Annotated in this window: 17 protein-coding genes, 1 tRNA gene, 1 other RNA gene and 2 pseudogenes; 16 read left to right on the top strand and 5 right to left on the bottom strand. The window is 53.1% G+C overall.

What is annotated here, in order from left to right; genetic code table 11:
- Positions 1-64 precede the first annotated feature (64 nt).
- Positions 65-484, bottom strand: a complete 420-nt coding sequence (locus DESU86_RS14225) for a DUF4019 domain-containing protein (RefSeq protein WP_179981617.1) — start codon at positions 482-484, stop codon at positions 65-67.
- A 10-nt stretch (positions 485-494) separates the two neighbouring features.
- A complete protein-coding gene (locus DESU86_RS14220; RefSeq protein ID WP_332068193.1) occupies positions 495-1,487 on the bottom strand; it encodes a pseudouridine synthase in 993 nt (330 codons plus the stop codon).
- A gap of 336 nt (positions 1,488-1,823) precedes the next feature.
- Between DESU86_RS14220 and rdgC the strand changes: the two genes are divergently transcribed.
- From rdgC to ssrA, 7 genes are all read left to right on the top strand, one after another.
- Positions 1,824-2,447 (top strand): recombination-associated protein RdgC, encoded by a 624-nt coding sequence (rdgC, locus tag DESU86_RS14215; RefSeq protein WP_179981616.1) that lies wholly within the window; start codon positions 1,824-1,826, stop codon positions 2,445-2,447.
- A gap of 12 nt (positions 2,448-2,459) precedes the next feature.
- Positions 2,460-2,987, top strand: coding sequence for a hypothetical protein (locus DESU86_RS14210; RefSeq protein WP_179981615.1), 528 nt, complete (start codon positions 2,460-2,462; stop codon positions 2,985-2,987).
- Positions 2,988-2,997: 10 nt separating this feature from the next.
- Positions 2,998-4,029: an ABC transporter permease gene (locus DESU86_RS14205; RefSeq protein WP_179981614.1), complete on the top strand. Its 1,032-nt coding sequence runs from the start codon at positions 2,998-3,000 to the stop codon at positions 4,027-4,029.
- Positions 4,029-4,865 carry an ABC transporter permease gene (locus DESU86_RS14200; protein WP_179981613.1) on the top strand — a complete coding sequence of 279 codons (837 nt, stop codon included), beginning with the start codon at positions 4,029-4,031 and terminating at the stop codon, positions 4,863-4,865. The genes DESU86_RS14205 and DESU86_RS14200 overlap by 1 nt, the downstream gene beginning before the upstream one ends.
- 66 nt (positions 4,866-4,931) lie before the next feature.
- A complete protein-coding gene (locus DESU86_RS14195; RefSeq protein ID WP_179981612.1) occupies positions 4,932-6,530 on the top strand; it encodes a DNA repair protein RecN in 1,599 nt (532 codons plus the stop codon).
- Positions 6,531-6,829: 299 nt separating this feature from the next.
- Positions 6,830-7,363, top strand: a complete 534-nt coding sequence (locus tag DESU86_RS14190; RefSeq protein WP_179981611.1) for a hypothetical protein — start codon at positions 6,830-6,832, stop codon at positions 7,361-7,363.
- A 48-nt stretch (positions 7,364-7,411) separates the two neighbouring features.
- Positions 7,412-7,789, top strand: a transfer-messenger RNA (tmRNA) gene (gene ssrA / locus DESU86_RS14185).
- A 113-nt stretch (positions 7,790-7,902) separates the two neighbouring features.
- Here the strand turns inward: ssrA and DESU86_RS14180 are convergent.
- Positions 7,903-8,196 (bottom strand): hypothetical protein, encoded by a 294-nt coding sequence (locus DESU86_RS14180; RefSeq protein WP_179981610.1) that lies wholly within the window; start codon positions 8,194-8,196, stop codon positions 7,903-7,905.
- Between the two features lie 505 nt (positions 8,197-8,701).
- On the opposite strand from DESU86_RS14180, the pseudogene tnpA reads away from it, so the two are divergent.
- Positions 8,702-9,156: pseudogene (gene tnpA / locus DESU86_RS14175) on the top strand (IS200/IS605 family transposase).
- Between the two features lie 754 nt (positions 9,157-9,910).
- Here tnpA and DESU86_RS14170 read toward each other — a convergent pair.
- Positions 9,911-10,117 (bottom strand): hypothetical protein, encoded by a 207-nt coding sequence (locus DESU86_RS14170; protein WP_179981609.1) that lies wholly within the window; start codon positions 10,115-10,117, stop codon positions 9,911-9,913.
- Positions 10,118-10,554: 437 nt separating this feature from the next.
- On the opposite strand from DESU86_RS14170, the gene DESU86_RS14165 reads away from it, so the two are divergent.
- Positions 10,555-10,752 carry a hypothetical protein gene (locus tag DESU86_RS14165; protein ID WP_179981608.1) on the top strand — a complete coding sequence of 66 codons (198 nt, stop codon included), beginning with the start codon at positions 10,555-10,557 and terminating at the stop codon, positions 10,750-10,752.
- Between the two features lie 646 nt (positions 10,753-11,398).
- Positions 11,399-15,028: a VCBS domain-containing protein gene (locus DESU86_RS14160; RefSeq protein WP_179981607.1), complete on the top strand. Its 3,630-nt coding sequence runs from the start codon at positions 11,399-11,401 to the stop codon at positions 15,026-15,028.
- A gap of 54 nt (positions 15,029-15,082) precedes the next feature.
- On the opposite strand, the gene DESU86_RS14155 is transcribed toward DESU86_RS14160, so the two are convergent.
- Positions 15,083-16,123, bottom strand: a complete 1,041-nt coding sequence (locus DESU86_RS14155; RefSeq protein ID WP_072312028.1) for an IS481 family transposase — start codon at positions 16,121-16,123, stop codon at positions 15,083-15,085.
- A gap of 50 nt (positions 16,124-16,173) precedes the next feature.
- Between DESU86_RS14155 and DESU86_RS14725 the strand changes: the two are divergent.
- The 6 genes and pseudogenes from DESU86_RS14725 to DESU86_RS14125 form a co-directional block, all read left to right on the top strand.
- Positions 16,174-16,551 (top strand): annotated as a pseudogene (locus DESU86_RS14725) (VCBS domain-containing protein); the annotation flags it as partial.
- A gap of 63 nt (positions 16,552-16,614) precedes the next feature.
- A complete protein-coding gene (locus tag DESU86_RS14145; protein WP_179981606.1) occupies positions 16,615-21,072 on the top strand; it encodes a VCBS domain-containing protein in 4,458 nt (1,485 codons plus the stop codon).
- A 197-nt stretch (positions 21,073-21,269) separates the two neighbouring features.
- Positions 21,270-21,479 (top strand): twin-arginine translocase TatA/TatE family subunit, encoded by a 210-nt coding sequence (locus tag DESU86_RS14140; RefSeq protein ID WP_179981605.1) that lies wholly within the window; start codon positions 21,270-21,272, stop codon positions 21,477-21,479.
- Between the two features lie 27 nt (positions 21,480-21,506).
- Positions 21,507-21,935: an ACT domain-containing protein gene (locus DESU86_RS14135; RefSeq protein WP_179981604.1), complete on the top strand. Its 429-nt coding sequence runs from the start codon at positions 21,507-21,509 to the stop codon at positions 21,933-21,935.
- 322 nt (positions 21,936-22,257) lie between these two features.
- Complete coding sequence (gene glpK / locus DESU86_RS14130) at positions 22,258-23,775, top strand: glycerol kinase GlpK (RefSeq protein ID WP_179981603.1); 1,518 nt, start codon at positions 22,258-22,260, stop codon at positions 23,773-23,775.
- Between the two features lie 186 nt (positions 23,776-23,961).
- Positions 23,962-24,048, top strand: a tRNA-Leu gene (locus tag DESU86_RS14125).
- The last annotated feature ends 77 nt before the right edge of the window (positions 24,049-24,125 follow it).

The following is a 24,125-nucleotide window of genomic DNA, read 5'->3' as shown; positions in this document are numbered from 1 at the left end:
CGGCAGTTTTTGTGGGAATATTTCCAGCCCGGCTCCGTAAGGAGCCGGATTTTTTTTAAGAGAGCTACTTGATAAAGTAGCCTATGGTGCGCCAGACGCCATCGTTTTCCTTTTGCATCAGCAAGGCCTCCACTGCCTCTTTTTTCTGCGAAAAGCCTGTTTGAAAACGAAAAATCGCATACTCGCCATCAGGAACGCCAGGCAGCGTCGCAGTTGTTTCTGAAGACGATATTGTTCTGTGTATGACAGCGCCGAGAGGCTGCCGGGCTTTGGGCAGGGTCTTTTCCCATTCCTTCAACTCGATGCCAGCTTTGAATGCTGCGGCAGCCTGATTCCACGTCGCCTGGGCATCGCCCTTGTCGGCCAGGGCAAGCCAGGTGTTTGCCGCTTCCATTGCCTTGTCTGGTGCGCTTGCGCCGAACGCGGCCGAAGTGTTGATGCACAGGGCAAAAGCAATCAAAGAGCACAGAATAAGCTTCCGCATTTCAGCCTCTTTATAGTACAACACTTTTTTTCAAAGCTGCGACCTCCGCTGCGGTCAGGTGCCGTGCCGCCCCCAGAGCAAGCCGCCCCAGTTCCAGTGGCCCCTGTGCAACGCGTTTCAGACGCAGAATGGTCAGTCCAAAATCGCGGCACATGCGGCGAATCTGGCGGTTGATCCCTTGATGCAGAACCATGCGCATCAGAGTTCCATTTGCAGCAGGTCGGGCGTCCACTTCCACAGGCATGAGCTTTTCACCTTCAGCCAGCACCATGCCGCGGCGCATGGCAGTCAAGGCCGCGCCGGGCACAGCCCCGCGCACAAGAACTTCATAAACTTTTGGCTGATGATGCCGGGGATGCGTAAGACGCTGGGCAAGCTGGCCATCATTGGTCAGCAACAGTAATCCTTCCGAAAAGTAATCAAGACGTCCGACAGGGTAGAGGCGAAGCTTACGCACGTCTTCCGGCAGATAGTCCATAACAGTAGGGCGCCCCTCAGGGTCACTGACGGTACAAACCACCTGTACTGGCTTGTAAAGCATAAGGTAGCAAAAATGTTGCGCGTCATTAAGCAACCGGCCATCAACGGCAACAGCATCGTTCGGCTGTACCTGACGACCGGGGTTGACCTCGGGCACGCCGTTAACAACAACACGACCAGCAAGGATAAATTCATCAGCTTTACGGCGTGAGCACAGCCCGGAAGCAGCAATGGCTTTATTTAAACGCATAGAGCTTTCTGTACCGGAATCAGATTTGTACGCAGGCGATGGTTTACCAGAGGCTTTTCCGCCAACCGCAGCCTCACGGTCATGGGCAACAGGCTTGGACAGCGAAGAGGCTTTGACGTTTGTTGGTGATGATGGCTCAGGCGCGATCCCTTTGTTTATGTCAGCACGCGAAGTCCGCGAAAAATCTTTATGGGCCCCGGATGCTGGACGTGATTCTGAGCGTGATGCTGGGCGTTTTGTATCTGGCCGTTGCGAACGATTGTGAGATGCCACCGTCTTCTCCTTGCAGTAAATGCTGTAACGCATGGTGCAAGGAGAGGGGTGAGAGGTCAAGGGCAGATCCGCATTCGATAGAGTATTTTTATACAAAAGTTTACATAATTATCATTATGGGACATTGATAAACCCAGGCGCGAGGGTGATTTCTCCCCCGGATCGCCGCCGTTTCCGGCCTCAGACCGCACTGCCAAAGCCGCCACCTAGCCACGCCGCTGCTGAAGGCGGCGCTTTTGACCCGCATATGGCAGGCTTGCTCACAAGGCGGCTCTGACGTACAACACAAACCAGCGCCAACCAATATTCGGCGATGTTTCCAATCAAGGAGTTTTCATGGGCTTTGCCAACAGTGCGTGCAGCTTTACCCGCTTTCGCATACTTGATCCGATCCCCAACGAACTATGGGCACAGATTCCCGACAAGCTGAAGCAATTCGCCTTTCGGGATATTGACGATATTCCTGAAATGCAGGCCCAGGGATGGGTCTGCTATGAAGACATGCTGGATACCGAATGGGCTACGGCACCGCCGCAAAAAGGCGCATATATCGTTTTTTCCTTGCGCCTTGATATGCGGCGCATCCCTGCGGGCGTTGTCAAAAAGCATCTGGCTGTGGCCCTGCGCGACGAAAAAAACCGCATGCACGAACAGGGAAAGACCTTCGTTTCGCGTGAACGTAAAAAAGAGCTCAAGGAACAGGTTATGCTCCGGCTGCGGATGCGCTTTTTGCCCATCCCCAGTGAGTTCAACGTGCTTTGGTCCATCGACAGAAATGAAGTCTGGTTTGCTTCAACTCAAAGCAAGATGATTGATCTTTTTATTGAGGAATTTCTTAAAACCTTTGATCTGAAGCTTGAACAGTTGACGCCCTACAATCTGGCGGATTCCATGCTTGATGAGGACGGCCTTGCGCGTCTCGATCAGCTTGAAGCCACACAATTTGCCCCCCTGTCTTAGCGGAGCCAGTACATGAGTATGCCCTATCTTGGAGAATCCACCGACATTGTTCTTGGTCAAGAATTTCTGACATGGCTCTGGTATCAGAGCGATACGGCTCCCGGCGCGTTTACTGACAAGGAAGGAGCCCCCTTTTCCGTCTCGATGGAACAGAGAATTGTGGTCCAGGGTGGAGAAGGCGATGCCCGCGAGACCGCCTCGGTTTCCGGTTCGCTCTCTCCCCTGCGCGAGGCGCGCTTTGGCCTTGGCACCGGCAAAAAAGTCAGTCGTGCGCTGATTCGCCTTGAAAAAGAAGAGCTGGCATTTCAGGTATCACTTAAAGCAGAAGACTTTTGCCTTAACAGCCTGAAAACCCCCAAGCTCGACAAGGGCGACAGTGATGACGATCCTGATGCCCTGCTGCTTGAAAAGTTTTACCTTATGGAAGTATGCACCAACCTTCTCGACGCCCTGTACGCCCGCTTTCTTGGGCTGCGGCTTTCCTCTCAATGGCAGAAAGAAGTGGAAGACATGCGCCAGTGGATGACCCGTACCGAATAGTGAGCCGCCCATGCCTCCCCTGCCCTCACATAACCGCCGCGCCAGACTGGCCGACATAGCAGCTGGCATCCTGCGTAAAACGTTCTGGATGCTTCTGGTGCTCTGGGGCATTACGCTCATCAGCTTCTGGGTCATACACCTGGCTCCGGGTTCGCCCACGGATATGGAAACCACCCTGAACCCCTTGGCTGGTGAAGCCGCCCGGCAAAGGCTTGAAGTTCTGTACGGCCTTGACCGCCCCATCTATGTGCAATACTGGGACTGGCTGTTGCGCCTGCTGCATTTTGATTTCGGCAACTCCATGTCGGCGGATTCCCGCCCGGTGCTGACAAAGATTATGGAACGCCTGCCCCTTACCGTGGGCATGAACGTTACGGCAATGCTTCTTACCCTGCTTATTGCCATTCCCGTCGGCATAGCCTCGGCGTGCCGCCAGAACTCGCTCTTTGACCGCTCTGTCACTGTTCTGGTCTTTTTAGGTTTTGCCATGCCGTCTTTTTGGCTGGCCCTGCTGCTCATGATGTTTTTCGGCATCGAGTTGCAGTGGCTGCCCATATCCGGCCTGACATCCATGAACTATGAGCAGCTGACGCTATGGGGGAAATTTTGCGATCTGGCCAAACACCTGGCCTTGCCCATCCTCGTGTATACTGTTGGCGGCCTTGCCAGCATGTCGCGCTACATGCGCGCCTGCATGCTTGAAGTGCTGCGTCAGGATTATATTCTCACGGCCAGAGCAAAAGGGTTGAGCGAAACAACCATTATCAGGCGTCACGCATTGCGCAACGCCCTGCTGCCCGTCATCACGCTCCTTGGGCTTTCCGTTCCCGGCCTCATTGGCGGCAGCGTCATCATTGAATCGATTTTTGCCCTGCCAGGCCTTGGCCAGCTTTTTTACGCCGCCGTCATGGCCCGCGACTATACAATGATAATGGGCAACCTTGTTCTGGGCGCGGTACTTACCCTGTTTGGCAACCTGCTTGCCGATGTGTGCTACGGCCTGGCTGACCCGCGCATCAGAGACGCAAAGGACGATGCCTGATGTTGCCCAAAGCTCTCAAAAAACTGCTTGGCCGCCATATTATGCTGCTGCTCGGCCTTTTTATCGTTTTGGGCATGTCTCTGGCGGCCCTGCTTGCCCCGGTCATTGCCCCCTACCATCCGGACACGCTGCACCTCGACCATATCCTGGAGCCGCCCTCCTCGCTTTTCTGGCTTGGAACCGACAGATTGGGGCGCGACGTCTTTTCCCGCCTGCTGTATGGCGGACGCATATCGCTTTGGGTCGGCTTTGTGGCTGTGGGCATATCCATCAGCATTGGCACCACGTTGGGGCTCATCAGCGGCTATTTCAGGCGATGGGTGGATGAAGTCATCATGCGCGCTGTCGACGTGATGCTATGTTTTCCTTCATTTTTTCTTATCCTGGCGGTCATTGCTTTTCTGGAGCCGGACCTTACCAATATAATGATTGTCATCGGGCTCACCTCGTGGATGGGCGTGACGCGCCTTGTGCGTGCTGAGACCCTCAGCTTGCGCGAGCGCGAATTTGTTGACGCTGCACGCCTTGCAGGCACGCCAACGGGCAAGATTCTTATCCGCCACATTTTGCCCAACGCCTTGGCTCCTGTGCTTATTACGGCCACGTTGGGCGTTGCCGGGGCCATTCTGGTGGAATCGAGCCTGAGTTTTCTCGGGCTTGGCGTCCAGCCTCCCACCGCAAGCTGGGGGAATATGCTCATGGAAGGAAAAGCCGTGATCGAAAATGCCTCATGGCTGTCGGTCTATCCCGGTCTGGCCATCCTCATAACCGTGCTTGGCTACAACCTGCTTGGTGAAAGCCTGAGAGATATTTTTGACCCCCGGCTACGGCGCTGATACACTGCGCAAGACCAGAAACTTCAAGTTAAAGATTAACTTTAAATAATTGATGGCGTAAATAATATGCTGGAATACCTGCGCATCCGCAATCTCGCCCTCATCGAAGATATGCAGCTGGAGTTCGAACCGGGCATGAACGTGCTTACCGGTGAAACCGGAGCCGGCAAGAGCTTTATTCTTAAAGCCCTTGGTTTTTTGCTTGGAGACAGACTTTCTGCGGATATGGTGCGCGCAGGAACAGAACGCGCCCAGGTTGAGGCCCTTTTTACTCTTGATGGCGAAGACATGGTCCTGCGGCGCGAGATTCTGGCGGAAAGCGGCCGCAGCCGCCTGTACATCAATGACGAACTGCGTTCGCAGGACAGCCTGCGTGATTTACGCCCCCGTCTTGTGGCGCATACAAGTCAGCACGCGCAGCAAAAACTTTTACAACCTGCGTTTCAGGCGCGCCTTCTTGAAAGTGGCCTTGCCAAACCGGAGCTCTTGCGTGAACGGGACGCTCTGCTCGCCCGCCTGAATGAAACATCGGCCCAACGCAAGGCGCTGCTGGAGCGTCAGGCCGGGCTGGCTGAAAAGCGCGAACTGCTTGAAATGCAACAGCAGGAAATAGACAAGGTAGCTCCAGAGGAAAATGAAGAGGAACGGCTGGAAGAAACCCGGGCCAAGGCCCGCTCTCTTGAGCATGTGCGCGAAAATTATGAGCAGGCTCTGGCTCTTTTGCACGGAGAAGACGCTGAGGGCCTGTTGGACATGCTCAGCCATTTTGAAAAAGTGCTCACACGCATGGCCAGGGATGACGACAGCCTGCAAAGCGATGCGGACGCCGTTACCGCGCTCCGTCAGCAGTTGTTTCACCTGGGCGGCCGCCTGCGCCGTCCCTCTCCCATGGAAGACCTGCCTGATATGGATCAGCTTGAAGAGCGCCTTTTTGCTCTGGCTCAACTCAAGCGCAAGCTGCACCGCACTTTGCCGCAGATACTGTCCCTGCGTGAAGAAATCGTTGAAAACCTGTCGTTTCTCGATATATGCGCTCTTGATCTTGCCCGTCTTGGCAGGGAAGAAGAAGCGCTGGCAGAGCAGCTTTCCGGCATAATTGCGCAAATCCTTCCCCTGCGCCGCAGCGCGGCAACCCACATGGCAAGCGCGCTTGAAGAGGAACTGCGGCAACTGGGCTTTTCAGAACAGGTGCGCGTCATTCCCCATTTCGAACAGCATGAAATCTGGCCAGGCATCAGGGATGAGCGCGGGCGCATCCTGTGGGCCCCCAACCCTGGCCAACCCCCGCAACCTCTGGATAAAATAGCTTCGGGCGGCGAACTTTCGCGTTTTTTACTGGCCCTGGCCAGCGTACGGCAAGATGAAGAAAGCGCCATTTTTATTTTTGACGAAGTTGACGCCGGAGTCGGCGGGCTCACTCTCAACAAGCTGGCTGAAAAACTGTACGCGCTGGCAAGCAGTCGCCAGATGCTTCTTATAACGCATTGGCCGCAGCTTGCGGCCAGGGCACGCAAGCATTTTCAGATCAGCAAAACCATACGGGACAACGCCACCTTCACGCTCTGCCTGCCACTGGACAAGGCGGCTCGCCATGAGGAACTGGCCCGCATGGCCGGTGGAGGCGCACAGGGCGAGGCAATGGCCCGCAGCCTTGAGGCGCAATAACCGGCATCAATATCCCCTATTCGCCCGGATTCCGCAAAGGCTGAACGCTGTCGGAAGATTTTGCCGTTGTTCTTTGCAACCCCAAAGCGCTCATTTTTTGGCGCTCTGCTCTGCCCCCTCCTCTCTTTTTCATTAATGATACCTTCAACGACAGTTCGTACTTTCAACATATTCTTAATATTTTCTAGAATATTTTCTGACGCTGCGTATTTCTGACCGGTATGGCACCCATCTTGCTTTATATCTGGCACTGTGACTTTACACGGAAAAAATGACCATAAGCATATGCGGGGTAGCCTGTGACACCTGAAAGCCAAAACCAGATAAACAGCATGCTCCACGTGCAGTCCGGCAACGTTTCATCCAATCAGCACCGTTGGATGTATGAAGGCTCCCCCCTGACGGCCCTGGATGAAGCAACCCTGCAAATCCTGCGTGAGCTTGAGCGCTCTGGAGACAGCCTTGTCGAGGCCCTGGAAGCCCGGCTTGAAATCATGCAAGAAGCGTTTATGGCGCAGATCCGCAATCAGGTCGAACAAGTTGGCCTGAAGCTTGAAAGCCGGCTGCTGCTGTACCTGTCTCCTGCGGGAAAACTTGTCGTGGAAGGCAGTGATGCCGACGCGGAAGGCTTGTGTCGCATTATCGCGCAACAACCCAGTCTGCAGCGGCTCTTTCAGCAAATGGCTCAAGCGGCCCTGCTTTCCCACGGTCTCACCGTGGCTTCACAGGCTCAGCAAGCGCTTGCAGCTCAGGGCGAAACGCTGGAAGACCCCCTGTTCAGCCGATACCATATGTGCCTCAAAGGGCCGCTCTCACATTTCTATATCCGTTGAGCTTGCCAATTGGGCATAACAGTCTTATATTTCTCTTCCACCATATTTGGGGGCGCACTGGTTTCGACGGGGACGTAGAAGCCTTAGCGGCAGGTCGAGGCGCCGCTGGCCTCGTAAAAAGCGGCACAAAAGTAATTGCCAACAACGATTACGACTACGCTTACGCTGCCTAATAACAGCGAGGCAAAGACCGTTTAACGGTCACGTCGTCCAGGGCTATGCCTGATAACCCTGGATGGCGACACTTATCAGGCTGGCGGAGACCGGAGCTCACCGGGGTTTTCCGCGAGGAGGTTACCGGCGAGATTGCTGTGTTGCGCCTGTTCAGGGGCCAACAACGTGGTGAAATCTATTCCTGAACTAAACCTGTAGATGCTTCGAGTGGAATGTTCTCGGACGGGGGTTCGATTCCCCCCGCCTCCACCATCAAACAATTTCAGCAAGGCTCACGATGTCTCACAAAGGCTCGTGAGCCTTTTGTTTTAGTTAGTTTAAAGGCTTTTTCTGTTTCTCTTTGTGTCACTCTGTATCTTGACAGCTCATATCTGCACTGCCTCCCATAAATCAGGCGGCTTTAGAGCAATTTCACTTTGAAATTGCTCTGCTGACGCGAGCGCGGCAACCGCCACGAAGTGGCGTGGATTCTGGCGAAAACCACGTTTTTCGACAGAATGATGCGTTGAAACAGGAAGTATTTCAAAAGCAAAATGCTCTGATGGGAGAATCCTTATCTTCCAGCTTATTGCCGTGGTGTTGCATGCCGCCGCGATCAGGATCGGACGCCCCAATCCTTCAGACATGCCATTGCGGGCAACAACCTCGGCATGATCCATTGCCGAATCGGGGCATCGGGGTTATGGCATTTTTTTATGTGTGAAAACAGCATGTTTTCTTTAATTAGCTATAACTATTAAATATATTTTACTTGCATTTTATGGGGATTTTCTGCATGAATTAATCAAGCTCTAGAGCATCCTCATACATCACAAGGAGGATTCAGCTATGTGCAAGAACATCTCCCAAGATGAGGAAAGTCCACCCTGCTAGTTTGGCTTATAGCGCATGAAGCTTGGCGAACAATGCCGATGAGAAGCTCTTTACGCCTAGGCTATTTTTAGCTATGGTCATACACCACAGTAGTGGGAACATTAACGTACAGGGCCGGGAAAACCCGGCCCTTTTTATTTATGGCTTTAGCCAGTTGAGCGCGCCAGCGCGCGAAACAGAAAACCACCCGCTATGCGGGTGGGGACAAAGTGTTATACACACAAAAACACCCTTCCTGTACGATGAAGTTGTTCAAGCCCATCGTAACTTTTAAAGAAGGGTGTTTTTGTTATGGGAATCAAGGCCCAAAGCTTAGCTCACACAAAATGGCTGTGCAAGTATCATATCGTGTTTACACCTAAGTATCGAAGAAAATAATATCCGCACAACTGCGCGATAGTATAAAAGAAATCATGCAGAGTCTTTGTAAGTACAAAGGGGTAGAGATTTTAGAAGGGCATTTGATGCCAGACCATATACACATGCTGGTGAGTATCCCGCCAAAGATCAGCGTATCGAGTTTTATGGGGTATTTGAAAGGCAAAAGCTCACTGATGATCTTTGATAAATACGCAAACCTTAAGTACAAGTTCGGCAACAGAAAATTTTGGGCCGAAGGATACTATGTCAGCACAGTCGGACTCAATGAGGCAACGATCAGAAAATATATCCAGCAGCTGGAGAAGCATGACATTTTGCAAGATAAGTTGAGTACGCGCGAGTATCAAGACCCCTTCAAGGGGTAGCCAAAGCGACAATGGCACTGGGCTTGAACGCAGTGAAAGCCAGCGTCTTTAGGCGCAGCCGGCAACAGGCCCTTACAGGGCCAGAGCAAACCACCCGCTATGCGGGTGGTGCTGATTTATGGCTTTAGCCAGTTGAGCGCGCCAGCGCGCGAAACGAAGAACAAGTGCAGGGGATGCTCTGGTTTGCGATGCTGTATATGTTCCTGACGCATAAGAGGGGACGGCGTCTCATCCAACAGCGCCCCATTTCACTACACGCCACACCGTAAATATGCGTAACGCCCGACCAGGATTTTCACTGGCCGGGCGTTACGCTCAATCTCAATGGACACGCTACAAATCTCAATGCTGTCAAGACGCCCGCTTCGGCACGTAACCGCGCAAATAAATAGCGGTGCTGTCTTCGCATCAGCCGTTGCCCGAAGGGCTTGCCTGAACCGTTGGCGGGAACCGCCTTACGGGGCAGGACAGCATCGCTACGGATGGCGACAGCGATTGTATGGAACAAGCAGTGCCGTTACGCATACTGTCTTTGGGGCAGTCGTTGGCGCGTCTGCGAGCCTGACGAATGGCGACAGCGATTACACAGAACAAGACGTATGGTAACTCATGCTGTCTTCAAGCGTAGTTTCCTGCGTCACAACGCTTTAAGCATCCGTAGCTTCCTGCGTCGCAACGGCTGACGCTGCGCTTGCGCCTCTACAGCGGACGCCGGCTCCCGCATCCGCCAGAGCAATTTCAAAATAAAATTGCTCTAAGCCAGCTGAATATCACCAAGATCCAGTTTTACCCTTCTCTTTTGCGCATCGCAGGAACGCGAAACGGATACAATATCGCAGACAACGCAGTCAGTAGTAACGCCTCTGGGGATGATTCCGATATTTCCGCGTTCTTTTTCAGTGACAAAAACGCACTCGCCAAATTCAATAGCAGCAGACAAAGTATTCTTTAAGCTTTCCATAACAGAACCTCCCACAAGGCTGGCTTTCAAGTGTGAGGGATGGGTCCGTCTGGAGCATAAAGCCGCATTCCGCTACTCTGCCGATTGCCCCATCACCACGTCACGACCCGATCCACGCCTTTTTTGCAATTTCTTGACACTTTTTCATGAAATTGATCATAAGTGCATTTACGTGTTCTCATCAATATACCTAGTATTTTAGTCACTTTTATACCTACAAATTGTGAATAGTATAACATACACAACTCATAGGAAAATACAGAAAGAATGTGGGATGTTATTGAACAGAAACAACGAAAGCCGCACTCAGGCCAACAATACAGCGGCAACAACCTATCCAGAAAATGAAACTCAGACTTTTGCTAACATAACTATTTTTCACACAAAAATAACAAATCACCGAACAAGGAAGCGTTGCCGCCAAAGGGTAATTATTTATGAAACAGGCACCAATGCTGGTGAACGACCATCAAGGAAAACCTGCCCAGAACAAAAACGGCATATCTGTGAACCAGCGTGTTGCTATTAATGGCTGCCTTGTCACAATGGGCAGTTTTTTGCTTTCACTGCCACCCCACTGGTTACTCGATACTGCACCAACAAAAATAATTTTAATTTGTAATTATTACAGATGATTATCATATATTTTCATTCATTCTGCCCGAGAAAAAAAGTACCGCACCAGTATTTTTTACAGTTCGCGATCTCGATGTAAGTTGATATTTTTTCTCAGGAACATTTTTTTTCGGCCTGTCATGACATCCGTATGATATATCTGTATGCATTATTATGATAAACTGTATTCTAGAACTCTAAAAAAATTCAGTTTTCTAATTTGGCAATTTACAAAAAACAGCACTACATTAACACAAAATCGTTCTTTAAATTTATCGGAAGTCTTTTTTTAACACATTAAATATAATAATTAAAAATTGGTTCTTCACACAGTTTTTTCTATTGGCTATTGGCAAAACAATGAAGTCTATGCCTTGACTAGCTCTATAAACTGCGTATATTTGAGCCAGCTTTTAATAATAACTTCTATTTACTGCCCACGTTTTTTCACTGCGTTCGTCAAATCTGCCAATGCACACACGACGAACACGAGGCGATGCCACCCTTTAATTGGCATCCAGCCTTGAGCAGGTTCCGCCTGCTCCCTATTTATCCCCTACTTTGGCCCGATTCGGGCAACCAACTTTCGCACTATTTCTGTGCGAACAGCTAGCCTTTTCGCTTGAGCTGTTTTTCAGTTCGCGAAAAAGTTTATTGGAGGCATCCATGCGTACTGTTACTATTACCCGTCCGGCGGCTTCGCAGCAGGCCCTTGTGCCAGCTGAACCCGATGCGCGGATTGCTTTGAGTTTTCCTGCTGACGAAGCAACCCTTGAGCGCTCTGGCAATGACCTTTTGTTCCGCTTTGACGACGGCTCCAGCGTCCGTGTCGAAAATTTCTACACAGAATATACCAAGGAAACTGCCCCCAGCTTCGAAGTTGACGGTCAGCTCGTCAGCAGCGCCGACTTTTTTGCCGCAATGGGCCCGGACCTCATGCCTGCGGCTGGCCCTGCCACCGCTGGGCGCGACAGCCACTACAGCGAATATGTTGACAGCAGCCTGCAAAGCGGCCTGGACCATCTTGACGGGCTTGACTATGGTTTTACCCTTGACACTGTCGCCTCTGAAAACCTCTTGAGTGCGCCGCTGGCCAACCAAGCCCCGACTCTGAACACCGAGGGCGAATTGATCACCCTTTCGCTCAAGGAATCCGGCTGGGTTAAAAACCCTTCCGGCAATTTCGTTCCCGAAGCTGGCGTGGCCACCATGAGCGGCAGCTTTACGGCCAATGATCCTGATGGCGACACTCTCAGCGCCTCTGTCATTATCAACGGAACGAGCTATGCCGTTAATGCCGTAGGCACCACCACCATCACCACAGATTACGGCACATTTACCATCACGCCTTCCAACGCTGGCTCAAATGTGACCTACGATTATACCTACACCCTGAACAACGAGGACTACGGCAACGCGGACTCGCTGAAACAGGGCGAAATCCACACTGACAGCATTGTTGTTTCCATTACTGACGGCATCAATACCGGCATAACGCAGCCCATCAATGTGGTCATTGAAGGCACCAATGACGCGCCCGACATTATCAGGGTTGATGACGTTATATTGAAAGAAGACGGTGTGTTTGCCGGCAGCTATGGTCAAAAAGACACCACCAACGCGCTTGACCCCAATGAAAACGCCTCCACCCAGGCTGGCGGCATCGGGCCGGATCAGCACAGAACCACCATTGAAGGCCAGATCATCGCGCGCGATCCTGACCACGACAGCGTGCTGACCTACGGTATTGCCGACAATTCTGGCAATGCCATGGCTGTTGGCAGTGTTGTGGGCCTTGTTGATGGGACACGGCCTGTAACAGTCACAGGCATTGAGACTGACTCCAGCAACCCCAATATCACCATCTACCATACTGAATATGGCGACCTCAGCCTCGATACCTCATCAGGCAGCTATACGTTTACCCTTACCGGCACTGAAGCCGGAGGCAGAACCAACGCTCTTGCTGAAGGCCAGGAAGTGCACTTGCAGTTCAGGCCTTCCGTGCAGGACGAATATGGCCTGAAGGACTATGACGTCGACCACCTGCGTGACGGCAGCACCCCCGTGGGCGGAGACAACACCATTGACGTGAATATCATTGGCACCAATGACCGCCCGATTTTCACCGACAATGCCGCTCACTGGAACAACGCCCAGATGCTGCCCGACGAAAATGGCGTGAACCAGGAAAGCATCAAGGAATCCGGCAAGGACAATGATGCCAGCGGCGCCAACGACAACGTCAAGGTCACAGGCTCCATAACCGCCACAGACTACGACAACGACGCGCAATTGCGCTATGGCTTCAAGGTGACGGACTCTTCTGGCCAGGAGGAGATGGTCAGCAAGCTTTATGTCGTGCCCAATGGTGCTGATGGGTATGTTCTGCTCACCGAAGCGGATTTTCACGCGCTGAACACCACAGACTATTACGGCACGCTGAATATCACTACCAACAGCGCTTCCTACTCCTTTACCCTTAAGAACAGCTCCACCTGCGTCCAGGGCATGAACGAGGGCGACACAATGCTCGTGGAGGTTGAAGTCGTTGTTAAGGACGAATTCGGCGCATGGAGCGACATTCCACTGAAGCTTCAGATCGTCGGCGCCAATGACGCGCCCTTCTTTACCGAAGGCAGCAAGGGCACTGTTAAGGAAAGCGGCGTGTTCGCGCCCAATGACAATGATCTCTTCCCCAACATCGCGGAAAAAACTCCCACCAAGGATGTCGGCGACGCCAATCTGGCTGACGACGCCACGCGCAATGAGCAGCACAAACTGACCTTTGACGGTCATGTCAAGGCTGATGACGTGGACTTCGGCGATGACGCCAAACTGACGTATGGCATGGCCAATTCAAGCGGCACGCCTATTGCCGCCGCTGCGGACGGTTCAACCACTGTTTACTATCTTGCCAACGGCACCGTTACCGACCAGGCGCCCGGCAATGACAATTACTATGGCACTCTGCGCATGAATGCCGATGGAACTTTTAAATTCACGCTCAACAATGCCACCGGCGGCCCCGCTGACATACTGAGCGAGGGCGAGCAAAAGATCATAACTCTTTCGCCCACGGTAAGCGACGGACAAGCCACCACAGTGGGCAATGGCAAGATTGTCATAACTATTGTTGGCACCAACGACGTCCCCGAACTCACCATCACGCACGACAATGCCGCCATGACCGGCAACATTGGCGGAATTTTCCAGGATGACAAGACTGTCCAGACGGCCACGGGCAAGCTTACCATCCACGATGTTGATGCGCTGGACATGAAAAATGGCCTCGACATCAAGGCAGAAAACGCTGCAACTGGCGGGCAGGGCATTGATCTGGCCAGCAGCACGTCCGACAACACCATCAAGGTCAGTGGATTGTACGGCGACCTGTATGTTGTGCGCACCTCCTCAGGTAGTGACCATACCAACGACACCTACACGTACCGCTATGTGATAGACCCCATACGCGCCGCCGCTGTGGGCAAAAATGAAACCAGCCAGGACGACTTTACCCTTACCATCCGTGACCAGTTTGGCGCGTATGATGAAAAACAGCTGATTTTTGAAGTGGTCGGCAGTGATGATCCCACCAGCACCGGGCTTACCGGCGGCCGTGGCATCGTTGTGGAACAAGGTGTCATGCCTGCCGGATTTGTGCGGGTTACCGACAGTCAGGACACTGTGTACAAGGCGCAGTACCAGAACGAAGAAAAGGGACAGCCCGAATCCACCGGAAAAATCTACGCCCACGATGTTGACAAGAGCGATCAGGAAGCCCTGAACAATCCCGGCGCTGATGCCAAGATGCACTACGTTATCGCAGACGGCGACGGCGGCCTTTATGATGTCAACACGCTCATGAGCGGGAAGGACTCCATCGAAATCGAGCTCAAATACGGAAAGCTCATTATCGAGCGCACCAAGGCGGACGGAGACCACGACGACACTCCCCCTTTCAAGTATACGTACGAGCTCAACAACGATAACCCCGATGTGCAGAAGCTGAACTTCAACGAAAAGCTCACTGACGACTTTGAAGTGCGGGTGTATGAAACCGACAGCAATCATGTCATCACAGGCCCGCCTGTGAACACAACACCTGCCGACGTCACAGTGCAAGGCACCAATGACAGACCCATCATTGACATTGGCACTCTTGATATGTCCATGGAAGAACACTACGACAAGAACATCGGCGGCAAGGTTCTCACGGGGCAAATTGCCATTACAGACTATGAGGATGCCGGCACGTATGTCGATACAGACCAGACATGGCATTCTGAAGTGTAGTAGTTCAGACTTGATCTGACAGTCGGTTCCGTTTTGATGGTTCCGATTGTCAGGTTAGTTGAGTTGTCCGACCTTTTCCTTCCAGATCTGTTTTCCGTCAAGGAGTGTTTGCAATGGCGTTCTGCCGCAACACTTTTTCCCTTGATGTGTCCTTTCGATGTTGTAATGTTCCATCCAGACATCCAGATCGGCCTGCAGTTCCTCCAGAGAGTTATACAGTTTCCGCCGGAAGGCAACCTGGTAAAACTCGTGCAGGATGGTCTTGTGGAAACGTTCGCAGATGCCGTTTGTCTGCGGATGCCGCGCCTTGGCCTTGGTGTGTTCTATGTTGTTTATGCCCAGATAAAGCTGGTAGTCATGCGTTTCCAGTCTGCCGCAGTACTCTGTGCCCCTGTCCGTCAGCATGCGGATAATGCCCATTTCCATTGAAGTGAAGAATGGCAAAACCCGGTCATTGAGCAGGTCGGCTCCGGTGATGGGTGTTTTGGTAGTGTAGAGCTTGGCAGCCGCCCACTTAGAGTAGGTATCCACAAAGGTTTGCTGATAAATACGGCCGACGCCCTTGATGGTGCCGACGTAAAATGTGTCCTGACTGCCGAGATATCCGGGATGATGGCTTTCTATTTCGCCGCAAGCCTCATCGTCGTGTTTTTTACGCTCCAGAGCTTGTACCTGGGCTTCGGTGAGCACAATGCCCTCTTCAGCGGACTTCTTCTCCAGGGCGTTCAGGCGCTGCTTCATTGAGGCCAGGTCATGGCGCAACCAGATGGAACGCACCCCTGACGGCGACACAAATACGCCGGTTTTGCGCAGTTCGTTGCTGGCCCGCACTTGCCCATGAGCAGGGAAGGCTATCGCAAAATCCAACACCGCCAGTTCCGTGGCCTCTTCCACGCGATTTTTCAGGTTGGGCTTTTTGCGGCTGACCTCAAACAGCGCTTCAACGCCTCCGGCGTCTCGTGCTGTTTGATACCGGTAGAAGGTATCTCTGGAAAAGCCCATGATGCGGCAGGCTCTGGAGACATTGCCGAGTTCGGCAGCAAGGTTGAGAAGTCCGGTCTTGTGTTTGATGACGTTTTGATTGAAACTTTCCATGGGGAAACTCCGTGGGCGCTGTGCCCGGTTGATGGTACGTTTACACTTCCATCAAAACGGAGTTCCCCTCGCTTTTCAAGGGACAACTGTCAGATCAAATCGCGACTACTTCATCTGAAGTTGTATCTGCGGGGGACGGCTTTACTTTCTCGCTGGTCAACCTGCTGCCCGGAAAATCCGTTTCCAACGCGGCTCTGCGCGGTAATGATCTGAACGATGAAGCCAATTTTGACCTCAAAAGCGACACTTTTATTGTCCAGGGCAAGTTCGGCATTCTTGAAATCAATCAGCAGACGGGCGCGTTTACCTATACCCGTACCGATGATCTCACCTGGCTCAACAACAACGAATCCGCAGAAGACACCTTTTACGTACGCGTAAAAGACCCCAACGGCGCGTACTCCGAAGTAAAACCCATCGTCATCACCATCAACGGCAATGACGATCCTGGCACCCTTGAGGGCAATAAGGGCAGTATCAAGGAAGACGGCGTGGACGGCTCGGACCTGCCCGGCGAGACCTACTACTATCTGCATTATGACGGCACGAGCAGCCACGGACATGTGCACCACCTTGGCGCGAACCACCCCAACAACGGAAGGCCAGTTGATACAGATTTTGTGATCAATGGGCAACTCCACGTGGACGATCCGGACTTGTCAGACAGGCCGACGCCTGGTTCAGACGTTTCTGATAAGTATACGTATGAAAAACCCACTGTGAGTTTTCCCGCAGCGGCTGAAAACGACGGTGCGAACATCGGCGACATCAGTGGCCCTGCTCTTGGCAGCGACGGTTCCTCCGTATACACCATCAACGGCTACGGCACTCTCACGCTCTGGCCCGATGGAAAGTACACGTTTGAACCCCTCAAGGACGGTGATGCCCTTGGTGCGCCCATAAACAACCTTGCCATTGGAGAATCCGTGGTCATAACCGTGCCTGTCACCGTAATCGGTTCGGGTACAAATCACGATGGCGAAACGACCAAAGACAATCTGGTGATCACCATCAATGGCACCAATGACGCTCCGGTGGTGACGTCAGAAACATCCGGCAGCGTTTCTGTGACCTACACCAACAGTCTCACCGGAAATACCGTCACCTCCAAGTTCACGTTTGACCAGAGGGATGGCCATGCCGTTGTTGTGGACAGCGACGAAATGGCCCATTGGGATAGGACAAATGGTGGGAATCTTACGGTAAACGGTTCGCTCCAATCGCAAAGTATCGTCAAGGACGTCGACCACGGCGATCAGAGCAGACTCGTCTTTTTTGCCGTTGATGGCGAAACTGGCGCTGGAGAGGCCCAGGGCAACCTGGTGCAGGAGATTGTCGGCAAATACGGCACGCTTATTATCCAGCGCGATGGTTCGTACCAGTATACTCTGGACAAGTACGGCGCTAACTACAAAGACCTTGTCGCCGGAGACTCTAAAGCCATTACGGAAGAAATCTTTGATGTCTATGTGCGCGACCCCCACCATGCCACGTCTGAAGAACCCATCAAGCTTGTCATCAAGGTTGCCGGTCCTGATGCGGACCACGGTGGCGGTGGCGGTTCGGGAACCCCTGTTCCCAACCCCGACCCGGGCGAAGGCGGCGGTACGCACCCGGGTACGGGTCTGGATAATCAGCACAACTCCGTCAAGGAAGATGCTAAATATGCTGCTACTGGCAAGGTGGGCGGCGACGACTACTATGATGCCGGCCTCAAGCTGACGGGCTTTACGTCCTCTGATAGCGGAGACACAAGCACCAGGGCCACTGACAATATGATTGTCACCAAGTACGGCACCATCACTCTCAAGCCGGATGGCAGTTATACCTACACCCTAAATAACGACCATCCTGACGTGCAGAAGCTTCGCGAAGAAGACCATATCGTGCAGAAATTCACGGTTACCGACAAAGACGGCACTTCAAAGGTCATTGAGATCACCGTAAATGGCACCAATGATCTGCCCTTTGTGGTGAGTTCGTCCGACGGCAGCCTGACCCAGCAACCTGGCGGCACGTGGACCAATACTACCACGACCGGCAACTTTGAGGCCAAAGACCTCGACATGGTGGAAGGCCAGAACCTTATCCTCAAGGGCGACAGCGTTACGTCCACCGGCACGGATACCTACACGGTTCAGGGCCAGTATGGCGTATACACCATTACAAAGACGGTCGTTAACGGAAACTCGCATTTCGAGTATACGTACACGCTTGATCCCGCCTATCAAAATGTCAACTTGGGGGGGAAGGTAGAGGATTCCGTGACCATCCAGATCAGCGACGGCAAGGCAAGCACGAACCACACGCTTAATGTCGGCCTGGATGCCAAAAACGATGCCCCGATAATCACCACGGCTGACGATCTTGTCGTCACCGAGGATAGTAAGGTCATCAGCGACACAAACACGGTTTCGGCAACCGACCCTGATACGCCTTTCCCCGGAAGCGATGCAGATAAGCTTTTATACAGTGTGGCCAATGCTGACGGCAGCGGCGAAGGGTCCATGGTAGTTGGCAAGTACGGTGTTCTGGTCATGGGCGCTGACGGCAGCTATTACTTCAAGCTGAACAATGCCAACCCGGAAGTTCAGGCGCTGAACGGGGCGGATCCCAACGACCCGTCTTCGAAGCCTGAATCCATTAGTGAAAAATTCAGGGTCATCGTCAGAGATGACAAAGGTGGCGTCACCTACAAGGAAATCACTGTAGACATTCAGGGCACCGACGATGTGCCCACGCTCTACCTCTATGGCGTGGACGGCTCGCTTGCGGCAACCGGCCCTGCCGGGTCTGGCGCATTGCTTGTCGTCAAGGAAAAGCAGGGCGGCACTGACGCTGACTATACCGTGCATGGCAAGGCCCAGGGTTATGATACGGACGCGGCCGACTACGATCACTTGAAGTACAGCATCAAGGATGGCGGCACTAACGCTACTGACGTCAAAATATTCGCCATCAAAACCGCCTCGGGCTGGGAGGTCACCTCAAACTCCACCCCCGGCGCGGTAGAAATGGGGTCCCTGAGTATTGACGACAAGACAGGCCTCTATACCTTCAAGGGCAAGCCTGACGGCATCGCCAAACTTGGCGTCGGAGAAGAGCTTCACATCCCCGGCACCGTTGTGGTTCAGGATACGCACGGCAATGAATCCACGGCCGACCTGAACATCAATATCATGGGCACCAATACCACGCCCATCATTGTTGATTTCACTGGTGATAAACATCCTGACTACACCGCCGATCCTCTGAACAAGAACGATTTTGACTTTGCGCAAAGCAGTGACGACAAATATACGGCACTTACCGGTGAAGTTGTTACGCTTGACGCTGACGGCGATGCCACGCAGGTCTTCATCAGGACGAATGACCCCTTACTTGGCGATCTGAACGTCACCGAGCTGCACGGCAAATATGGCAAGCTGACGCTTACCACGGGTGCCGGCGGCAAAACGTACTATGAATACACGGTAACCAACCCCAACGCCATCAAGGCCCTGGGCGAAGGGAAGACAGACCAGGACACCTTTAACCTTGTTGTGCGCGACCCGTATGGAGCTGAAGGGACAGGAAGCCTCGTCATTGACATTATAGGCGCTAATGACGCGCCTGTAATTACCGTGAATGGCGCGGACAGTACCATCACGGTTACAGATCCGGACAAGGGTGATACGCATACCCTCACCATCAGTGTTGGTGGAACGGAGCATGCTCTTGTGGTGGATCCCAGCGACTCCACGCGCTTTACATGCGACCTTCCTGAAGGAACGCTCACGCTGCTCTATGAACAGGCGAGCAACGGCGAAAAACAGTGGAAGTACACCTTTGAGCCCGATCCTTCCAAGGCAGGCAGCATTCCCTCCAATAAATACAAAGAATTTGATTTCTCGGTGAAGGTGACAGACCAGCATGGGGCCAGTGATACGTCGGGCGATGTGACCATCCGCTACGCGGGTACAAACCATGCGCCTGAGGGTCACGATGTGACGCTGCCCGTGATTCTTAGCGGCGTTATCCCAGCTGGAAATGAGATCCAGTTTGACACAAATCCCTTGTCCTTCAAGGACCAGGACGGCGACCACCTCAGCTATGTATTCACCGACAGCCACGGCGCCGAGGTCGCGGTTTCCGGTTCATCAACTATAATAGCTGGTGAATTTGGCACACTTGAACTTATTACCAACAGCGCCGGCGACGGGTATGAGTACAAGTACACGATGTCCGACGATACGGCCGTGCTGAAAAAGCTGGCCGCAATGTACGCTAATGGCGAGGACGTGAAGGACGAGTTCCAGTACAAGGTCAATGACGGCGTCTGGACGAATAGCGATTCCGGCAAGGTTGAAGTGCATTTGAATGGCGGCCATGCAAGCGGGCCTTTTGGTGATGAAAGCGCAACCAGCCCGCAGGTGATCTTTGGCGGCGGCGGTGATGACGTCCTTCATGGCGGTTCCGGCAATGACATCCTTTCAGGTGGCGACGGCAACGACATGCTTTATGGCGGTCTTGGCGACGACACCCTCTTTGGCGGCGCCGGGAATGACTACCTTGATGGCGGCCCCGGAAGCAACGAACTCTACGGCGGGGCCGGCAACGATGTGCTTGTGTTCAATGCCAGCAATACCGTTATGGACGGCGGCACCGGCATTGATATGATGATAGGCGCGGACAAAGATACGCTCGACAGCCTGTTTGCCAACCCTGCTGCCAATCCCGTTAAGAATGTTGAAATATTTGTGACGGATGGCGGAAATGGCCTGACCAGCGTGTCCGGCCTTGAGAGCCACGGCGTGGTTTTGAACGGTGAAAAAATTGAGCTGTCGTCAGACTGGAGCCAAAACGCCAGCCAGACCCCTGGCAGCATGTCCGGCGACTATATTGCCTTTACCAGCGACAATATGACCATACTCGTTGCCAAATCCGCTCTGGCTGACGGCAACGTGTAAGCAGACTAACCTACTCCAAACATGCTAGCGCGGGCCGTCACCTTTATGTGATGGCCCGCGCTTGTTTCTGCCAGTTTTTGCCGCATATCCCCGCCCCCCTCCATGGGGCAGACACCTTGACCTTCCCCCCCGTGCGGCTTATATTCCTAAGAATAGATACGGCTTTTCAGCCCAACCCCGTAACGGAGGCTTGCCGCATGGCCGGCATTGGCGTGCAAGAATTGTTGCTCATACTGGTAGTTGTTTTTCTGCTTTTTGGCGCAAAGAAACTGCCCGAAATTGGCGGCGGCCTTGGCAGGGCCATTCGCAACTTCCGCCGGGCCTCTTCCGAGCCTGATGAAATTGACATCACGCCCAAAAATAAAAAGCCTTCTTCCACTGATGACGACCCCAGCCATAAAGCCTGAGTCCAGCCGGACATAAAGGATTTTGTCATGAAAGCAGAACAATTATCCGTTTTTTTGGAAAACAGGGCCGGACGCCTGGCAGAAGTGACCCGCACTCTGGCTGAAGCAGGCATTAATATTCGTGCGTTGTCACTTGCGGACACTTCTGACTTTGGCATCCTGCGCATGATCGTTTGTGACCACGAAAAAGCCAAAACCGTTCTTAAAGAAAAAGGCTTTACTCTCGGCCGCACCAGCGTTGTGGCTGTGGAAGTCTCCGACAGGCCCGGCGGCCTTGATGACGTGCTGCAACTGGTTTCGCGCAACGGCATAAATGTGGAATATATGTATGCCTTTGTCCAACGCGAAAACGAAAGCGCTGTCATGATTTTTCGCTTCGACAAAGTGGATCAGGCGGTTGAGGTGCTTCAGGCAAACAATTTCACCATTATTCCCGCCGCACGCCTCTGCGCCTAACAAGTCTTTAGCCTGGCCGAGCGCCCAGGCTGCACTCTGCTCCAATGTTATGGCAAATACCCCTTGGCCCTGCGCCGAGGGGTATTTGCGTCTCAGGCTCAGGACACATCCACATGTGCGCCAAACTCCCCGCAGCCGCACTCCCGGCATGACACGTCAGTAATGCACCTTATCCGCCAGCGGCAACATGGGGGCACTCTTTTGCCACATGCATTCTTCACAGGCAAAGCTTGGGATACAGGCCAGAGGCATCCCCTGTTCAACGAAGCCCTGCCCGTGTACCATGCAAAGACCGCTGGCTTTTGAATCAGGTGGAGGACATATGGCTGCACAATACATATTGGCTCTTGATCAGGGCACTACCAGTTCACGGGCAATCCTCTTTGACCACAACGCCAACATCGTTCAGATCGCGCAAAAAGAATTCACGCAACTCTACCCTCAGGCGGGATGGGTAGAACACAGCCCCAATGAAATTTTCGACTCGCAAAGTCACGTCGTTCGCGAATGCCTGCGCAATGCACAGGTAAGCGGCAACGCCCTGGCAGCCATCGGGATCACCAACCAACGCGAAACCACCATTGTTTGGGAAAAATCCACCGGAGCGCCCATCTATAACGCCATAGTCTGGCAAGACCGTCGCACCGCAGCCTTTTGCGACCAGCTGCGCGCCGAAGGAAAAGCCAAGGTTATTCAGGATAAAACCGGTCTTGTCCTTGACGCGTATTTTTCCGGCAGCAAGATACGCTGGATTCTTGATACCATTCCCGGCGCCCGCGCGCGGGCTGAAGCAGGCGAACTTCTGTTCGGCACGGTGGATACATGGCTTGTCTGGAACCTCAGCAAGCGTGGGGCCCATGTCACGGATCCCTCCAACGCCAGCCGCACACTGCTTTTTAACATACATACGCGGCAATGGGATGATGAACTGCTGGCAATTATGGGCGTACCGCGTGCCATGCTGCCCGAAATTGCCCCCTCTTCCAGCATCATGGCACGGACGCATCCTGAATTTTTTGGGCACGCCGTCCCCATTGCCGGCATTGCGGGAGACCAGCAGGCGGCGGCATACGGCAACGGCTGCATGCAAGAAGGCATGGCCAAAAACACCTACGGAACAGGCTGTTTTTTATTGCTGAATACCGGCGAAAAACCATGCACAAGCCAGAACAACCTGCTTGCCACAGTGGCATGGCAAACAGACCGGGGCTATTCATACGCCCTTGAAGGCAGTGTTTTTGTGGCTGGTGCGGCTGTGCAATGGCTCCGGGACGGACTTGGGCTCATCAAAGACGCATCCGAACTGGAAGGATTGGCGTCCACTGTCCCTGATAATGGCGGCGTGTATATGGTTCCGGCATTTGTGGGCATGGGCGCACCCTATTGGGATCAATATGCCAGAGGCACGATTGTCGGCCTGACAAGAGGCACCACAAGAGGCCATATCGCCCGAGCCGTCATTGAGGCCATTGCATTACAGACGCTTGACATTATTGACGCCATGAAAAAAGACACTGGCATCAGCCTTACTACCTTGCGGGTGGACGGCGGCGCCAGCAGAAACAACATGCTCATGCAATTTCAGGCCGACCTCACGGGAGTAGTGGTGGAACGCCCCACCATTACAGAAACAACGGCTCTTGGGGCTGCATATCTGGCGGGGCTTGCTGTGGGCTTTTGGGAAAGTGAAGAGGTCCTTGCCCAAAAATGGAAGCTCGATCGCCGCTTCACGCCCGCAATGACGGAAGATAAAAAAGAAAAAATGCTGCACCAATGGCACCGCGCCGTTGCAAGGGCCTCCCATTGGATAGAGGAACAGACGCCTGACCAAGCGCCATAGCAATGCATTGCGGGGCCAGCCCAAGCGCCAACACCACGCTTTTTTGATGCGCATACTTCTGCGACATCGCAGGGTTTCTGACCTCAGGGGCAATCAGCTTCACTCTGGTTCTTGACTTACCCCCGCCCATTGCGCTAGTAATGCTTTTCGCACGTACGGGCAGGGATAAAACCAGCCCCACGTCTTGCCGGGATGGTGGAATTGGTAGACGCAGCGGACTCAAAATCCGCCGAGGGCAACCTCTTGCGAGTTCAAGTCTCGCTCCCGGTACCAAAGAAAAGCAGGCGGTTACAGAAATGTAGCCGCCTTATTTTTATATCACTGCCGTATCACCACTATTAAATCCAGGC

Origin of the sequence: Desulfovibrio sp. 86 (assembly GCF_902702915.1) — a bacterium.
GTDB lineage: Bacteria > Desulfobacterota > Desulfovibrionia > Desulfovibrionales > Desulfovibrionaceae > Desulfovibrio.
The sequence above is the reverse complement of the archived record's forward strand: the minus strand, read 5'-3'. Positions and strand labels throughout refer to the sequence as shown.

Excerpts from the sequence above, each read along its gene's own strand:
- DESU86_RS14165 (WP_179981608.1), top strand. The coding sequence starts at position 10,555 with ATGAAACAGGCACCAATGCTGGTGAACGACCATCAAGGAAAACCTGCC.
- glpK (WP_179981603.1), top strand. The coding sequence starts at position 22,258 with ATGGCTGCACAATACATATTGGCTCTTGATCAGGGCACTACCAGTTCA.
- DESU86_RS14200 (WP_179981613.1), top strand. The coding sequence starts at position 4,029 with ATGTTGCCCAAAGCTCTCAAAAAACTGCTTGGCCGCCATATTATGCTG.
- DESU86_RS14170 (WP_179981609.1), bottom strand. The coding sequence starts at position 10,117 with ATGGAAAGCTTAAAGAATACTTTGTCTGCTGCTATTGAATTTGGCGAG.
- DESU86_RS14225 (WP_179981617.1), bottom strand. The coding sequence starts at position 484 with ATGCGGAAGCTTATTCTGTGCTCTTTGATTGCTTTTGCCCTGTGCATC.
- DESU86_RS14135 (WP_179981604.1), top strand. The coding sequence starts at position 21,507 with ATGAAAGCAGAACAATTATCCGTTTTTTTGGAAAACAGGGCCGGACGC.
- DESU86_RS14205 (WP_179981614.1), top strand. The coding sequence starts at position 2,998 with ATGCCTCCCCTGCCCTCACATAACCGCCGCGCCAGACTGGCCGACATA.
- DESU86_RS14210 (WP_179981615.1), top strand. The coding sequence starts at position 2,460 with ATGAGTATGCCCTATCTTGGAGAATCCACCGACATTGTTCTTGGTCAA.
- DESU86_RS14160 (WP_179981607.1), top strand. The coding sequence starts at position 11,399 with ATGCGTACTGTTACTATTACCCGTCCGGCGGCTTCGCAGCAGGCCCTT.
- DESU86_RS14195 (WP_179981612.1), top strand. The coding sequence starts at position 4,932 with ATGCTGGAATACCTGCGCATCCGCAATCTCGCCCTCATCGAAGATATG.
- rdgC (WP_179981616.1), top strand. The coding sequence starts at position 1,824 with ATGGGCTTTGCCAACAGTGCGTGCAGCTTTACCCGCTTTCGCATACTT.
- DESU86_RS14140 (WP_179981605.1), top strand. The coding sequence starts at position 21,270 with ATGGCCGGCATTGGCGTGCAAGAATTGTTGCTCATACTGGTAGTTGTT.
- DESU86_RS14180 (WP_179981610.1), bottom strand. The coding sequence starts at position 8,196 with ATGGATCATGCCGAGGTTGTTGCCCGCAATGGCATGTCTGAAGGATTG.
- DESU86_RS14155 (WP_072312028.1), bottom strand. The coding sequence starts at position 16,123 with ATGGAAAGTTTCAATCAAAACGTCATCAAACACAAGACCGGACTTCTC.